We start from the raw sequence: 14,785 nt of genomic DNA, 5'->3' as shown, positions 1-14,785 counted from the left end.
AATTCAAGATTGGGGACGATCGGTTTCGACGGTGACCTGTTCGCTGCAGGGAAGCGTGCCGAGAACGCCGGGTCCGCTCGTGGATGCCCCCCGGCAAAACAATAAGTGCCAAATCTAACCGCACTGAGTTCGCTCTCGCTGCCTGAGCTTCGCGCCAGGATTAACCAGTGAGCAGCCGCTCCGTTCACTCTCCTTCGTCTTCGGGGAGATGCTGAGCGTCGTTAAGAGGACTTGCCCGAATCATCGCGTCGCAGGGTGATTCGGGGACTTTGACTGCGAATATGCCCGCCATCAGTCGTCTGCGACACCGATGGGGGCAGAAAAACCGCCGCACGGCCAGCAGACTACGCACGTAGAAGACTGCGGGTACGGTCACCGGACCCGGGTTCAATTCCCGGCGTCTCCACCAATCGAGAGGGCGTCGCTCCTGCGGGGGCGGCGCCCTCTCGTCGTATCCGGGGCGAATCCGCCGGCGCGGCCCGCGCCGTCGTTCCGTTGCATCGCATGGCATAATCGTGACCCATGCGTGTTGTTCTCCAACGAGTGTCCCAGGCGAGCGTCGACGTCGTCAACGAACTGGGCACCATCGATCCCACCTTCGAGCCGCAGCAGATCGGCCACGGCTACATGCTGCTGGTCGGCGTGTCCGACACGGACGGCGAGGCCGAAATCGCCTGGCTGGCCCACAAGATCCTGTGCCTGCGCGTCTTCGAGGACGAGCAGGGGCGGATGAACCGCTCCATCCAGGACGTGGGCGGCGAGATCCTGTCCATCTCCCAGTTCACCTTGTTCGCCGACGTGCGCAAGGGCAACCGGCCCAGCTTCGTGCGTGCCGGTGCGCCCGAGCACGCCGACCTGATGTGGATCCGCTTCAACGAGGCGCTGCGCTCCGGCGGCGTCCCGGTGCGCGAGGGCCGTTTCGGCGCGCACATGCGCGTCGGCCTCGTCAACGACGGCCCGGTCACGATCGTGATCGACACCGACGTCGACATGAAGCGCAAGGCGTGACGGCCGCGGTCCGGTCGGCGTCCGCCGTCCGCCGTCCGCCGTCCGCCGTCCGCCGTCGCGCCTTCGTCGGCGGTGATTGTGAAGATATGGTGAATGTCCGATGATACGTGGCGGTCGCCGGCCGGCGAATCGATGATAGGCTACTCGACGCTCGTCATGCGGACGGCGATCGCATCGCCGTCCGCCATCAAACGACACGATCATCATCAATCAGCATCGAACGGCGCCTCGTCGGACGCGTTCGATCCGACATCCGGGGGAGGGCCTGCGTGAACCACTACCGCTTCGCGAAGTTCATCGCACGCGCCCGCCTCGGTTCCTACGTGGGCAGCGTGCTGTACGCCAAGCCGCATCTGAGCCTGACGGCCATGCGCTGGTAGAGGGTGCGGCCCGCCCGGCCCGTCTCGCGTCGCCGCGCGCCGCCGGAGCGGTCCGTCATGCCCTCGTCCGCATACCGACCACGGAAGGAACCATCCTTGTCCTCGATCGCATCATCGACCGAATCCTCCACCATGCCCGCATCGTCCGGTGCAGCCAAGCCGTCGTCCACCCCGGCCGTCGACCCGCACGACCGTTTCATGATCGTCGCCGTCATCACCGTCGGCGCGTTCGTCGCCCTGCTCAACCAGACCGTCATGTCGCCGGCGCTGCCCGCGCTCATGCGCGACTTCGCCATCGACACCGGCACCGTCCAGTGGGTCACCAGCATCTACATGCTCGTCTCCGGCATCATGGTGCCGATCTCCGGCTACCTCATCGACCGCTTCTCCACACGCCGCCTGTTCGCCGGAGCGCTGGGCATGTTCACGATCGGCACCGTCCTGTGCGCGCTCGCACCCGGCTTCGGCGTGCTCATCGCCGGCCGCGTGCTGCAGGCCGCCGCCTCGGGCATCCTGCTGCCGCTCGTCGCCGTCGTGCCGATGCTCGTCTACCCGCTCGAACAGCGCGGCACCGCGATGGGCATGGCCGGCATCGTCATGGCCGCCGGCCCCGCCATCGGCCCGGTCATCGGCGGCATGGTCATCGACAGGGCCGGCTGGCGTCCGATGTTCTGGGGCGTCGCCGCGCTCGCCGCGATCATCCTCGCCGCCGGCGTCATGCTGCTGCGGAACGTGGGCGTGACGCGCCGCGCACGCCTCGACGTCGCGTCGGTCGTCCTGTCCACCGTCGCGTTCGGCGGCATCCTGTACGGCTTCTCCACCGCATCCACCGCCGGATGGGCCACGCCCGTCGTCATCGCGCCGATCGCCGTCGGCCTGGTCGCGCTCGTCGCGTTCCTGCACCGGCAGACGAGGCTCGACGAGCCGCTGCTGCACCTCGACACGCTGCGCGTGCGCGTCTTCCGCCATTCGGCCCTCCTCGTCACGCTGATCAACGCGTCCGTGGCCGTCACCAACGTGACGCTGCCGATCTTCATCCAGAACGTGCTGGGCGAATCCGCCACCGTCACCGGCATGGTGATGCTGCCGGCCGCCGCCGTGGGCATCGTCCTCAGCCCCGTCTCCGGCATGCTGTTCGACCGCTTCGGCCCGCGCGGCGTCGGCATCGGCGGCCTCGCCCTGATGACCCTGTCGCTCGGCATGCTCGGCACCGTCGGCACCGGCACGCCCGTCTGGTTCGTCGCCGTGTTCTGCATGCTGCAGGCGACCGGCCAGGCGCTCGCCAACATGCCGATCAACACGTGGGGCGTCAACGCGCTGCACGTCGAGAAGATCGCGCAGGGCAACGCGATCGCCAACACCGGCCGTCAGATCGCGGCCGCCGTCGCCACGTCGCTGCTGGTCACCGCGCAGACGTCGGTGACCGCCGCCCGGCAGGCCGACGGCGCGCGCGAGGCCGCCGCGCAGGGCATCGCCGTGTCGTACCTGCTGTGCGCCGCGATCGCGTGCGCCGCGCTCGTCGTGTGCGTCGCCACGGTGCGCCGCACCCATACCGCCGACATGACCGTCGAGGAGGTGACGCTCTGACCGACGGCGTATGACGGCGGCCGTCGCATGACCCCGGCCCGGCCGTCGGCGCACCGCGGCGGTCCGCCGTGCGCCGTACTTCTTCGGCGACGGCGGGTGTGTGCCGATACCGTGCGCATGGCGTGTCCTGCCTCCGTTCGCCGCGGCCATGCGGCATGATGGGGCGGTGCGGGCGTCCGTCCGCCCCGCGGCCGCGCGCCGCGTCGCCGTCGAACCGCCGGTCCGCATCGGACCGCGGAAAGGAGACGCCATGATCACGTCCGATACCGTCGCCGGGGGAGCGGCGCACGTCGCCGACCTGCCGTCGATCGACCTGTCGACCCTCGACCTGTCCGATCTGGACCTCTCGTTCATCGACCGCATCGCCCTGTGGTACGCCGGCCTGCCGGAGGGGCTGCGCACGCTGCTGACGGTCGCCGTCGGCGCGGCCGTCGCCTACGCGGCGTTCCGCATCGTCTACCGGCTCATCAAGGGCATGATCAAGGCCGCGATCGCCGCCGTGCTCGCGTTCCTGCTGACCACCGTGCCCGGCAATCTGATCCTCGCCCAGGCATTCGACCGGGTCGAGGAACGCATCGGCACGCAGCTGAACGTCTCCGGCGTGGTCGGCGGCGGTACGAATCCGCTGCGCTCATGGACCCGCTTCCTGCGCTGAGCGGCGGCCGCTGATACGATGGAGACGGCCCCGCCACGGCGGCCGGGCCGATGACGACGACAGGGGACACCATGCAGCAACGCCAGTACGAATGCGCCAAATGCGGATGCCGGGACTACGACACCGACCAGTTTCAGGCGACCGGCGGCAACTTCGCCAAGATCTTCGACATCCAGAACAAGCGGTTCATCACGGTCAGCTGCCGGCAGTGCGGCTACACCGAGCTCTACCGCGCCCGGACCGACACCGGCATGAACGTGCTCGACTTCCTGATGTCCTGAGCCGGTACGATACCGACTCGGATATGACGAGGTCCTTCCCACCTGTGCGGGTGGGAAGGACCTCGTCGTATCCGAGTCGTATCGACGGTGCCGTCAGATCAGCACGCCGTCGCAGTGGTCGATCTCATGCTGGATGATCTGCGCGGTGAACCCCTCGAACGTCGCCGTGCGCTCGCGCATCCGGCGGTCCAGGAACGTGACGGTGACGCGCTCGTAGCGGGTCGTCGGGCGCACGCCGTCGAGCGACAGGCAGCCCTCGCTCGTCTCGTACGGGCCGCCGCCGGCGATGATGCGGGGGTTCATCATCGCCAGGTCGCGGCCGGTCTCCTCGTCATGGACGACGATGATGCGCTTGGACACGCCGATCATGTTCGCGGCCATGCCGACGCACTCGTCCGCGTGCGCGGCGAGCGTGTCGAGCAGGTCCGCCATGACGGGCAGGTCGGCCTCGCCGGCCGGCTCGGAGGGGATGCGCAGGAAGGCGGGGGAGCGCATGATGGTGCGGATCATCGGTTTCCTTTCGTTCGCGGGTATGGCGGGTGTCGGTGTCGCGGCCGTCGCGGCCGCCGTGGGTCAGTCGGCGCGCCGGTCCAGCGGCTTGGTCATCCAGCCGTGCGTGCCGCCGTCGTACATCTCGTCGGTCGTCGCATAGCCGTACCGCTCGTAGAACGCGAAGTTCTTGTCCTCGACGTGGACGGCGGCGATCCGCCCGCCCTCGCCGGCGACGATCGCCTCGGCGCGTCCGAGCAGCGCCGAACCGAACCCGCGTCCCTGCGCGTCGGGCAGCACGGCGAGACGCGCGATCACATAGCGGCCCGGCTGGTCGGGATGGTCCGGATCGGGGTAGAGGCGGCAGGTGCCGACCGGGCGCTCGCCGTCGAACGCCAGCAGATGCGTGGTGCGCGGGTCGTCGTCCCAGCCGTCGAATTCCGGCCGGTAGTCCTTTTCCACGACGAATACGGCGGTGCGGATGCCGCGTGCCGCCTCGGTCAGGCTGTGGGTGGCGCTGATGCGCAAGGTCGCTCCCTTCCTCGGGGTTGCAGGTCCCGGCCCACTATACGCGAAGGCCCGCATCCGTGGGGATGCGGGCCTTGGATTCCAGGTGCCGATGCCGCCGCGGCGGCACGGGGTCACTTGGAGAACGTGTTCTTGATGAGCTTCCACGCGGCGCGGGACAGGGCGTAGTAGCCCAGCGACGGGTCGGCGGTGGACAGCGGGGCGCGCAGGGCCTTGTCGAGCATCTCGTCGTTCATGATGATTCTCCTAACGATTGAAAAAGTCTTGAAGCAGAAGCCGTGAAGCTTGAATGGCGATCCGTTTCGCCCGGCTCGGGCCGGTCACGCCGGATCGTGGGGACGCGCATCGGACGCGTCGTCTGCGGCGGTCATGCGTGTCATAGGGGGGCATGACGGGCCGTGTGAGGGGCTGGCGTTACTTGCGCAGCAGGCTCTTGATGGCCTTCCATGCGGTCTGGGACAGCGCGTAGTGGCCCAGCGAGGGGTCGGAAGCGGCGAGCGGGGAACGCAGAGCCTTGTTCATCATTTCGTTGTCCATCATGATGGACTCCTTTCCTGTGATGCCGTCTGTCGGGCGGTCTTTCGTGTTCTTTCGTTGTGTTGCGGGTTCAGATTACGACGGCCGGGGCCGGTCTCGCATGCCGCTTTCGTCGTTTCTTTGGTACAATCATCGGGTATGCCGACTTGTTTACCTTTCGTTCACATTCCGTTCGAGCCGGCATCCACGGAAGGGGCGCGTCATGGCCGTCGTCGAAGAGGCGAAACTCAGATATCTCGACTTCATCTCCCGCGAGGACCGCATCCGCCACCACCGCTACGTCGAGGAGATGAAGCAGTACGACCTCATGCGCTCCGGCGACGTCGCCGCCATCCAGGAAAGCTCGCGACTCTGGGACTCCGGCCTGTACGGCCACCTGTCCGACGATCCGGTGCGCAACGCCAAATACCGGTTCGTCACCTCCATCACGCTCGCCACCCGCTTCGCCATCGAAGGCGGCATGGACGAGGAGGACGCCTACAACGCGTCCGACCTGTACATCCAGGACATGGACCGCTGCGACAGCGCCGAAGCCGTGCGCCGCCTCCACGCCGACATGATGACCTTCTTCACCTGGGCCATGGCCGACATGCAGAAGGCCGACACCCACTCCAAGGCCGTCGCCGAATGCGTCGACTACATCCACTACCACCTGCACGAGCGCATCACCGTCGCGGCGCTCGCCGCCCACGTCCACCTCAACCCCACGTACCTGTCGGAGCTGTTCGCCCGCGAGATGGGCGAGCCGATCTCCTCGTACGTGACCGGCAAGCGCATGGAGGCGGCGTGCAACATGCTCAAGTACTCCGAATACTCGTTCGCCGAGATCTCGCAGATCCTCGCCTACCGCTCCCAGAGCCACTTCGGCAAGGTGTTCAAGCGCCGCTGCGGCATGACGCCCGGCGAATACCGCAGCCGCTACGCCCAGTCCGGCATCTGGCCCGAGTGAGCGCGCCGCCGCGATGCCGCGGCATCGGCCTCGTCGCCGGCCGCCATGCCCGCACCTGCGCGGACCAGCCGACCGGCTACAATACTTGCGAATGTGCGCGGCGAGCGATGTAGGAGCGCCGCGCGAGAGAACCAAAGGAGTTCAGTATGAAGAGCCTGTTCAGCTGGAGCCTGCACGGCGACGGCAAGACCCTCGCGCCGGGCGAGGTCGTCGATCCCGACGAGCGCCTGACCTGGGGCCGCACCGCCGGCATCGGCGCCCAGCACGTCGTCGCCATGTTCGGCGCGACCTTCCTCGTGCCGATCCTCACCGGCTTCGACCCGTCGACCACGCTGTTCTTCACCGCGATGTCGACCGCCCTGTTCCTGCTCATCAACAGGAATGTGCTGCCGAGCTACCTCGGCTCGTCCTTCGGCTTCATCGCCCCGATCGCCGCCGTGACCAGCGCCAACAAGGGCCTGGCCGTCGCCAGCTTCGGCATCATGGTCACCGGCCTGCTGCTCGCCCTGATCGGCGTGGCCGTGCACTTCGCCGGCGCCAAGTGGATCGACATCATCATGCCGCCGGTCGTCAACGGCGCCATCGTGGCCATCATCGGCTTCAACCTCGCCCCGAGCGTGTGGAACAACTTCCAGCAGGCCCCCGACACCGCGCTCGTCACCCTCGTGGCCGTGCTGCTCATCGCGGTCCTGTTCCGCGGCCTGATCGGCCGACTCAACATCCTCATCGGCGTGATCATCGGCTACCTGTACGCGTGCATCCGCGGCCAGGTCGACTTCTCCGCGATCGGCGAGGCCGCCTGGGTGGGCCTGCCGACCTTCCACCTGCCGCAGGTCGACTTCTCCATCCTGCCGATGTTCATCCCGGTCGTGCTCGTCCTCATCGCCGAGAACGTCGGCCACGTCAAGTCCGTGGCGCAGATGACCGGCCGCGACTACGACGACCAGATGGGCACCGCCCTGTTCGCCGACGGCCTCGGCACCGCGATCGCCGGCTTCGGCGGCGGCTCCGGCACCACCACCTACGGCGAGAACATCGGCGTGATGGCCGCCACCAAGGTCTACTCGACCGCCGCCTACTGGTTCGCCGCCGGCTTCGCGCTGCTGCTGAGCCTGTGCCCGAAGTTCGGCGCGATCATCAACACCATCCCGTCCGGCGTGCTTGGCGGCGTCACCACGCTGCTCTACGGCATGATCGGCATGATGGGCGTGCGCATCTGGGTCGAGAACAAGGTCAACTTCGACAAGCCGCTCAACGCGATGGTCGCCGCGATCATCATGATCATCGGCATCGCCGACTTCACCTTCGCCGTCCAGGGCGTGCAGTTCAACGGCATCGCCATCGGCACGATCGTGATCCTGGTCGCCTACCACGGCCTCAAGGCCATCGGCAAGGCCACCGGCACCATCGACAAGGACGATCCGGACATCCAGTAGTCCCTGCGCGGCCGACGCGCGCATCGCGCACGGCCGCCACACGACACGGCTCGGGGGAGTCGGGGCTTCGCGCCCCGGCTCCCCTTCGTCGTATGGGGAGACATCCGATGCGCCCGTCCGGCAGCGTCCGACCGGCTCGATACGATGTGGCGCGACGGCCGGACCGGCCGCCAACGGACGGCGCGCATCCGTCGGCGCCGCCAAAGGCAAGGAGGCAACCCATGGCAATGGACAACGGCAGGAAGATCGCGATCGTCACCGGCAGCGCGCTCGGACTGGGATACGAGCTGACGCGCCAGCTGATCGACCGCGGCTGGTTCGTCGCCGGCATCGACTTCGACGAGGCGCGCCAGGTGGAGCTGACGCGCATGTTCCCCGCCGACTCGTACCAGGCGTTCGTCGGCGACGTGTCCGACGAGCTGTTCTGCAAGGACGCCGTCGCCCGCATCGCCGCGCTCGGCCACATCGACCTGCTGATCAACAACGCCGGCCAGCCCTCCTTCAAGACGCCCACCGCATACGAGGCGGCCGACATCGACAAGTGCCTCAAGGGGCTCAAGGGCATGATCCTGTGGAGCGTCGAGACGCTGCGCGCCTGCGGCGAGGCCGACCTGAAGATCGCGAACGTGATGAGCACCGCCGCCACGCGCGGCAACGCGAACGAATCCGTGTACTGCGCCACCAAGTGGGGCGAGAAGGGCTACACGCAGAGCCTCAAGGCCGCCTACAAGGGCACGAGCGTGAAGGTCGTGGGCGTGTTCCCCGGCGGCATCGACACCGCCTTCTACCGCGACAGCCACGACTACGTGTCCGAGGAGAAGCAGCACACGTTCATGGACCCGGCCCAGCTGGCCGAGGTCATCCTGTTCAACCTCGTCAACGAGGCGAACCTGACCGTCTCCGACATCCTCATCGAACGCAACTACGTGTGACCGTGGGCCGTCGCCGCGGTGTGGCAGCCGCAACGTCGATGCGCCGGACGTGCTAAGCGCGCCGGCCATATGGGCCGTATATGACGAATGGCGGGGACGACCGTGGAGGTCGTCCCCGCCATTCATGTCAGCGGGCCGGGGGAGCGGGAATCACACCCCCGGTTCCCGTGGATCAGCCCATACGGCGCCGGCGCGCGACGACGAGGGCCACCGCTCCGGCCAGCAGGACGAAGCCGGCGGTCGCTGCCGTGGCGATCGACGCGCCCGTATGGGCGGTCGTACCGGGCTTCGTGGACGGCTTGCCCGTCGGCTTGCCGGTCGTGCCGGGCTTGGTCTGGTCGGTCGGCTGGCTCGGGCCGGGCTTGTCCGGATCCGGGGTGGGCGTCGGCGTCGGGTCGGGATCGGGATCCGGAGTCGGATCGGGATCGGGATCCGGTAACGGATCCGGGTCGGGATCCGGTGACGGATCCGGGTCGGGATCCGGTGACGGATCGGGATCGGGCTTGACGGTCTCCTCGACCAGCGCATCCATCGCGCCCTGCAGGGTCGCGACGGCCTGTGCCACGGCCTCGGCGGTCGCGTCCGAGTCGTCCAGCGTCTGCTGGGCGGCGGTGCGCGCCTGTGCGAACGGCGCCCACGACTCCGCCGTGTAATCGTCCTCGGCGAGCTTGTTCGCGTCGGCGAGCAGTGCCGTCAGCGCGCTCTTGTCCACCGGCTCCGGCTCGGGGTCCGGACCCGGATCGGGCGTCTCGTCCCTGACCAGCGAGCGCATCGCATGGTTCAGGTTCTCGACGGCGAGGGCGACGTCGTAGTCGTCGGCGTCCTCATCGGACAGCACGGTGCCGGCCTTGGCGAGCGCGGCGGCGAAGCCCGTCCACGAATCGGCGGTGTAGTCCTTCTCGGACAGTGCGCCGGCCTGATCGACGAGCGCCTGCAACGCGCTGCGGTCCACCGTGTCCTCGGCGTCCCCGCCCGGGCCGACGATCCGCAGTTCGGCCGCTGCGGCGAACTTGTTGGTGTTGCCGGCGGTGTCGCCTGCGGAGGATTTCGCGGTCAGACGCACGGCCGTGACGTTCTCCACCGGCTCGAACGAGACCTTCTGCCATACGGTGTCGGTCCGGAACGTGCCGTCGACCTCCCTGGTGGTGCCGTCGGCGAGCGTCAGCGTGATCGTGTAGCCCTTGATCTTGCCGTTCACGTTGGCGCCGCCGGGGCGCGGCAGGTAGCGCAGGCCGCTGACGGTGGCGGGTTCGCCGAGGTCGAACTGGTACCAGGCGGTGCCGTTGGACACGGCGTTGACCCGGTATTCGGTGTGCCAGCGCGTGTTCGCGTCGCCGTCCTGCGCCAGTGCGGCCGGGCCTTCCTCGTGGTTGTTCGAGTTCGAGGTCTCGGCGCTGCCGGTGCTGACCGTGTAGCGGTCGGAGGCGATGTCGTCCCGGCTGCTGCCTTCGGATCCCGGAGCGGTCCTCATGTACTCGCCGAGCGCGGTCAGCAGCGTGTACGCGGACGTGTAGTCGGCTTCGCCGGCTCCGTCCTTGTCGATGAGCACGCGCGCCTCGGTGAGGGTCGTGCGGTAGACGTTCCACGCCTCCTCGGAGAAGTCGGCTCGGCGGGAGTCGTACTCGTCGCGGACCGTCTTGAGCAGGGCCTGCGCCTCCTCCTTGGTCTTCGCCTCGGCGTCGACGCGTTCGATCCTCAGGTTGTCGAGGACGAGGTCCTTGTATCCGCCGAGGTTGGCCGCCTTGCCGCCCACGCCCTGCGTGTCGGCCGCGGTGGTGGTGGAGCTGATGCCGAACCACGAATCCCCGTCCAGGGAGCCGGTGACGGTGAACTCGGCGTGGCCGTCCTCGCCCAGCGCCTTGGCGAGCGGGGTGAGGGTGACCGAGTCGGCCGAGTATTCGCCGTGGCCGACGGCGATCGCGTAGGTGCCTTCGGAGCCGGACTGGTAGTCGAACGAGACCTTATAGGTCACGCCGGGCTCGAAGCGCATGGTTTGCGGGATCGTCTGGTAGGCGAGCTTGCCGCCGCCGGTCAGACCGTGGATCTTGATCGACCAGTCGCCGTCGATCACGTCGTCCATCTTCTTGGCCTCCCAGCCGGCCTGCGTGTACGGGTCGTGGCGTTCGGCCATGTGGATGCGGTTGTCCTCGACGCCTTCGATGCCTGCCATCACGAACGGCCAGATGCCCTGCGCGTTGTCCTCGAAGTCGTTGGTCAGCGTGACGATGCGCCCCTGCTCGTCGCAGGTGATGCCGTCGTAGTCGTTGCGTACGAACCGCACGTCGTCCCAGTACGCCGACCCCTCGCCCTCATGGGACAGGGTCAGCGTGACCTTGCCCGATTCGGGTGCGGTGAACCACACGTACATGTTCTGGAAGTAGCTCGAACCGCCCACGGTCGGGGAGTTCGTGTTGTGCGCGTACGCCTTGACGTAGTTTCGGGCGATGCTGCGGCCGGTGGAGTTCGACGCCAGCACGGTCGAACCGTCCGCCACGCTCACCGTCGCGTCGCCGTCGCTGCGGTTGTCGACGCCCAGATACAGCGCGTAGCGCTCGCCGGGGGTGAGTCCTTCGGCGGTCTGCGTGACGGTCGCGTCGCCGTCGAGCCTCAGCACGGGGTTGCCGGCCTGGGTCTTGACGACTTCGGCGGTGCCGTTGCCGGTGACGGTCCAGTTGTCCTCCAGGGTGGCCTGTCCGCCGTTGAACCCGGCGTCCACGACGTGCATGCCGTCGCTCCAGTTGACCTGGATCTGCTTGGCCTCGCCCTTGTACACGACGTACGGGGTCTGCGCGTCGGCGCTCAGCGTGACCTTGCCGTCGACGACCGCGACGTCCTGCTCGTCGGTCTTGCCCTGGTCGGTCAGCCGGTACACCTTGACGCTGGAGAGGTTCTCCCAGCCGGTGGGCAGGGTCCATTCGGTCTGGCCGCCGGTGGTGTTCCAGTGGTAGAGACGCTGGTCGTCGCTGCCGAGCAGGTCGCCGGTGGACGCGTCCCACATCCAGGGCAGGAGGTAGGACTCGGTGCCGCCGGTGCCGTTGTCGCCGCGGGAGACCGCGCCGGTGGCGATGGTCACGCCGTTGAGGGTGATGGTGCGCTGGCGGTACGCGGCGTTCGACGTGTCGTTGGAGCCGCGGGACAGGACGAGGGTGTTGCCGTTGTCGTCCTTGAGCGTGATCTGCTCGTTACCGTTGTTCACGGACGTGTCGCGCACGGCGTTGGCGTTGCCGTTGGAGGCGTTGAGCAGCGGGTTGTTGACCCAGCGGGTCACCTTGAAGTGCTGGATGAACTTCGTGGACACGTCGTAGGTGTACAGGTTGCGGATGTACTTGTCGTAGTCGTTGCGTCCCTGCCAGCCCTCGAAGTCGGTCATGCTGTAGCCGCCGAGCAGCGGCGCGTTGGACGGCTGCCCGTACTTGGGGTAGTCGCCCATCCAGCTGTCCTTCTGGTGGTTGCGCAGGAAGCGCATCACTTCGGAGTTCTCGCCCTTGAGCGACGCGTTGCCGCCGGTGAGGTCGGCCGCCCAATGGTGGAACGTCGCCTCGTACTCCATCGCGGTGCCGTATTCGGTGCCCACGTTCCAGCCGAGCGAGTTGATCGTGTCGGCCACGCGGCGGGTCTCCCACGAGTCCTCGGCGCCGGAGTGCTTGGTGCCCCACACGTCGAGGTAGATGAAGTCGAGGTTGTCGCCCACCTCGTCCTTGAGCTCCTGGAAGCGGTTCTCGCGCTCGCCGCTCATGAGGTCGTAGATGCCGTTGATGCCGATGGCCTGGTCGATCCAGTCCCAGCTGTAGTACAGCGACCCGTTGCCGTTGCGTCGCAGAAGATCCTCGCTGAAGGCCTTGGCTTCGGGGTACATCTCGGACGCGTTGACGTGGATGCCGAAGCGGGCGCCGTATTCGGCTCCCTTCTCCATGAGCTCGTTCATGTCGTCGGCGCCGCCGATGCGCTCGCCGATGTCGGCGTAGTCGGGGTGTCCGGAGTCGTGGCCCTCGTTGCCGTAGCCCTTGAGGAGCACGGACTGTCCCAGGCCGTCGGTGTTGAGGGCGACCTTCTTGACGTTGTCGAGGGTGGTGAGGAACGGGTTCTGGGCCTGTCCGCCGAAGTTCATGGCGATGCGCCAGGCGACGAGCTCGGGCACCTCCTCGGACTTGTACGGGTTGTTCATGATGGACCGGTAGGCGATGGCGCCGTCCTGCCAGTTGACGGTGCCGTCCTCGTTCTGGTCGCCGGCGATCGCGACGGCCATCTGCGGCATCTCCGTCTCGTCGGCCGTGTACTTCGTGCCGTTGGTGTCGGTGACGACCCGATGGTAGTACCAGGGCGCGCTGGCGAGGCCGAGCGAACGGACGCCGTCGACGTCCTGCGTGGTCGCGTACACGCGCGTGTTCTGGTTGCCGCCGTTGTCGGTCCCGCTTCCGGTGCGGCCGTCGTGCTCGGAGTTGGACCACAGGCCGGCGCTGAGCCCGCCGCCGGAGACGAACGCGTACATGTAGTCCTTGTCGGTCATCGACGTGGACGCGGTGAGCGCGATGTTCTCGTCGCCGACCTTCGCGTTGCTGGACGACATGATCGCGCCGGTGAATTGTGCGTTGTCCTGGTCGGCGCGCACGGACACGAGGCTGTGGTTGGGGAACGAGATCGTCTGGATCGGGTGCGTGTCCTCGTCGGCCTTGTTCTCGATCTTGGTGACGTCCATGTGCAGCGTGTTCTTCTCCACGCTGATCTCGACGGTGACGACCGCGTCGACGTGCTTGGCCGTGTTCTTCACGGTCAGCACATACGTGGCCTTGGTGTCGCTGTCCTTGGTGAAGGTCACGTCCTTGTCGGTGAGCTCGACGTTGACGCCGTTGATCTCGACGGTGCGCACGTCTTTGGTCTGGCCGTGCATGACCTTGCCGTCGCTCATCGTGTAGGTGAGCACGGACGGGAAGTGCTTCTTGAGCGCGACGGTCATCTGCTCGGTCTTGAGCGTCTCGGTCTCCACCACCGCAGCCGGGGCGAGGGTGATGTCGGTGTCGAGGGCCACGTCGTCCCCGTCCACGGTGACGGTGACGGTCGCGGATTCGTATCCGGCGGCGCTCACGCCGAGCGTATGCTCGCCGTTGCGCAGTCCTTCGAGACGGAACGCGCCGTCGGCTCCGGTGACGCACGATGCGCCCGACGCGGCGACGGTCGCCCCGGCGACGGGGGCGCCCGCGGCGTCGCGTACGATGCCGGTGACCGCGTGCGTGCTGACGTCCTCGGCGGGGAAGTCCCTGATGGACACGTCGGTCTTCTCGTCGTGCGTGGCGTCGCGGTAGGAGCCGGCCTTCATGGCGAGCCTGCCGGTCAGGTTGGTCATGGACGAGTAGTCGACGTCGAACGCCTTGACGCCGTCGACGGTGACGGTCGCGGTGCGGCCGTCCCAGGAGACGGTCACGGATGCGGGCGTGTCGGCCTTGGGTGAGGGGATGCGGCTGCTGTTCTCGTACCAGGGGCCGTCGCCGTCGGTGTACTTCTGCCAGTACCAGCCGTTCTTGTCGAAGCCGACGAACAGGCCGTTGCCCGGATCCGTGTAGCCCAGGTAGAAGCCGAATCGGTTGGTGTCGGCGCTGTTGGGCGACTGCACGGTGGCGTGGAACGAGCCGGTCGTGGTGAAGTCGAACTCCTGGTCGTATACGGCGATCGCCGGATACTGGGCGGCGTCCGAGGCGGAGTTGCCGTTGCCGTCGCCGGAGACGAACCTCAGCCATCCGCCGGATGCTTCGAGCGTTTCGCCGCCCTTGGCGGTCGCCGGGTCGAGGCTCCAGCCTTGGACGGATGCGGTCGGGTCCTGCTCGGCGGCGTTCCCCTGCGTGTCGGTGGCGGGGACGGCGGGGGTGGCGTCTGCGGATGATGCGGGAGGGGAGGGCGGCGTCTCCGTCGCGTACGCCGTGCCGACCGTCCCGAGCGGGACGAGCACGAGCGTAGCGGAGAGCACCGCCGATGCTACGCGTGGTTTCATGCGGTGGTTCCTTGGATCTC

Annotated in this window: 11 protein-coding genes, 1 other RNA gene and 1 pseudogene; 8 read left to right on the top strand and 5 right to left on the bottom strand. The window is 67.6% G+C overall.

Annotated elements, in window-relative coordinates; all coding sequences use genetic code 11:
* The first annotated feature begins 11 nt into the window (after positions 1-11).
* The 5 genes and pseudogenes from ssrA (at position 12) to D2E24_RS04900 (ending at position 3,911) form a co-directional block, all read left to right on the top strand.
* Positions 12-409: a transfer-messenger RNA gene (gene ssrA / locus D2E24_RS04920) on the top strand.
* Positions 410-522: 113 nt separating this feature from the next.
* Positions 523-1,008, top strand: a complete 486-nt coding sequence (gene dtd / locus D2E24_RS04915) for a D-aminoacyl-tRNA deacylase (RefSeq protein WP_125968204.1) — start codon at positions 523-525, stop codon at positions 1,006-1,008.
* Positions 1,009-1,520: 512 nt separating this feature from the next.
* Positions 1,521-2,927: pseudogene (locus D2E24_RS04910) on the top strand (MDR family MFS transporter); the annotation flags it as partial.
* A gap of 298 nt (positions 2,928-3,225) precedes the next feature.
* Positions 3,226-3,630 carry a hypothetical protein gene (locus D2E24_RS10445; protein WP_206430931.1) on the top strand — a complete coding sequence of 135 codons (405 nt, stop codon included), beginning with the start codon at positions 3,226-3,228 and terminating at the stop codon, positions 3,628-3,630.
* Between the two features lie 71 nt (positions 3,631-3,701).
* On the top strand, positions 3,702-3,911 hold the full coding sequence (locus tag D2E24_RS04900; protein ID WP_125968203.1) for a zinc ribbon domain-containing protein: 210 nt from the start codon (positions 3,702-3,704) through the stop codon (positions 3,909-3,911).
* A gap of 93 nt (positions 3,912-4,004) precedes the next feature.
* Here D2E24_RS04900 and D2E24_RS04895 read toward each other — a convergent pair whose 3' ends face one another.
* The 4 genes from D2E24_RS04895 to D2E24_RS10715 form a co-directional block, all read right to left on the bottom strand.
* Positions 4,005-4,421, bottom strand: a complete 417-nt coding sequence (locus tag D2E24_RS04895) for a peptide deformylase (RefSeq protein ID WP_125968202.1) — start codon at positions 4,419-4,421, stop codon at positions 4,005-4,007.
* 63 nt (positions 4,422-4,484) lie between these two features.
* The gene (locus D2E24_RS04890; RefSeq protein ID WP_125968201.1) at positions 4,485-4,985 is read right to left on the bottom strand and encodes a GNAT family N-acetyltransferase; all 501 of its coding nucleotides are present in this window, start codon (positions 4,983-4,985) and stop codon (positions 4,485-4,487) included.
* 56 nt (positions 4,986-5,041) lie between these two features.
* Positions 5,042-5,164: a hypothetical protein gene (locus D2E24_RS10720; protein WP_277594700.1), complete on the bottom strand. Its 123-nt coding sequence runs from the start codon at positions 5,162-5,164 to the stop codon at positions 5,042-5,044.
* A 178-nt stretch (positions 5,165-5,342) separates the two neighbouring features.
* Positions 5,343-5,468, bottom strand: a complete 126-nt coding sequence (locus D2E24_RS10715; RefSeq protein WP_277594699.1) for a hypothetical protein — start codon at positions 5,466-5,468, stop codon at positions 5,343-5,345.
* A gap of 199 nt (positions 5,469-5,667) precedes the next feature.
* Here D2E24_RS10715 and D2E24_RS04885 point away from each other — a divergent pair, with 199 nt between their 5' ends.
* The 3 genes from D2E24_RS04885 (at position 5,668) to D2E24_RS04875 (ending at position 8,782) form a co-directional block, all read left to right on the top strand.
* Positions 5,668-6,414, top strand: coding sequence for a helix-turn-helix domain-containing protein (locus tag D2E24_RS04885; protein ID WP_125968200.1), 747 nt, complete (start codon positions 5,668-5,670; stop codon positions 6,412-6,414).
* A gap of 146 nt (positions 6,415-6,560) precedes the next feature.
* Positions 6,561-7,850 carry a uracil-xanthine permease family protein gene (locus D2E24_RS04880; RefSeq protein WP_125968199.1) on the top strand — a complete coding sequence of 430 codons (1,290 nt, stop codon included), beginning with the start codon at positions 6,561-6,563 and terminating at the stop codon, positions 7,848-7,850.
* A 221-nt stretch (positions 7,851-8,071) separates the two neighbouring features.
* On the top strand, positions 8,072-8,782 hold the full coding sequence (locus D2E24_RS04875) for an SDR family oxidoreductase (protein WP_125968198.1): 711 nt from the start codon (positions 8,072-8,074) through the stop codon (positions 8,780-8,782).
* 172 nt (positions 8,783-8,954) lie between these two features.
* On the opposite strand, the gene D2E24_RS04870 is transcribed toward D2E24_RS04875, so the two are convergent.
* The gene (locus D2E24_RS04870; protein WP_125968197.1) at positions 8,955-14,765 is read right to left on the bottom strand and encodes an endo-alpha-N-acetylgalactosaminidase family protein; all 5,811 of its coding nucleotides are present in this window, start codon (positions 14,763-14,765) and stop codon (positions 8,955-8,957) included.
* Between the last annotated feature and the right edge of the window lie 20 nt (positions 14,766-14,785).

The organism is Bifidobacterium samirii, assembly GCF_003952945.1.
Taxonomy (GTDB): domain Bacteria; phylum Actinomycetota; class Actinomycetes; order Actinomycetales; family Bifidobacteriaceae; genus Bifidobacterium; species Bifidobacterium samirii.
This window is presented reverse-complemented; position numbering and strand designations above follow the sequence as displayed.

Bases quoted from the DNA above. Each gene is read 5' to 3' on its own strand.
- dtd (WP_125968204.1), top strand. From the start codon at position 523: ATGCGTGTTGTTCTCCAACGAGTGTCCCAGGCGAGCGTCGACGTCGTC.
- D2E24_RS10445 (WP_206430931.1), top strand. From the start codon at position 3,226: ATGATCACGTCCGATACCGTCGCCGGGGGAGCGGCGCACGTCGCCGAC.
- D2E24_RS04900 (WP_125968203.1), top strand. From the start codon at position 3,702: ATGCAGCAACGCCAGTACGAATGCGCCAAATGCGGATGCCGGGACTAC.
- D2E24_RS04895 (WP_125968202.1), bottom strand. From the start codon at position 4,421: ATGATCCGCACCATCATGCGCTCCCCCGCCTTCCTGCGCATCCCCTCC.
- D2E24_RS04890 (WP_125968201.1), bottom strand. From the start codon at position 4,985: ATGCGGGCCTTCGCGTATAGTGGGCCGGGACCTGCAACCCCGAGGAAG.
- D2E24_RS10720 (WP_277594700.1), bottom strand. From the start codon at position 5,164: ATGAACGACGAGATGCTCGACAAGGCCCTGCGCGCCCCGCTGTCCACC.
- D2E24_RS10715 (WP_277594699.1), bottom strand. From the start codon at position 5,468: ATGATGGACAACGAAATGATGAACAAGGCTCTGCGTTCCCCGCTCGCC.
- D2E24_RS04885 (WP_125968200.1), top strand. From the start codon at position 5,668: ATGGCCGTCGTCGAAGAGGCGAAACTCAGATATCTCGACTTCATCTCC.
- D2E24_RS04880 (WP_125968199.1), top strand. From the start codon at position 6,561: ATGAAGAGCCTGTTCAGCTGGAGCCTGCACGGCGACGGCAAGACCCTC.
- D2E24_RS04875 (WP_125968198.1), top strand. From the start codon at position 8,072: ATGGCAATGGACAACGGCAGGAAGATCGCGATCGTCACCGGCAGCGCG.
- D2E24_RS04870 (WP_125968197.1), bottom strand. From the start codon at position 14,765: ATGAAACCACGCGTAGCATCGGCGGTGCTCTCCGCTACGCTCGTGCTC.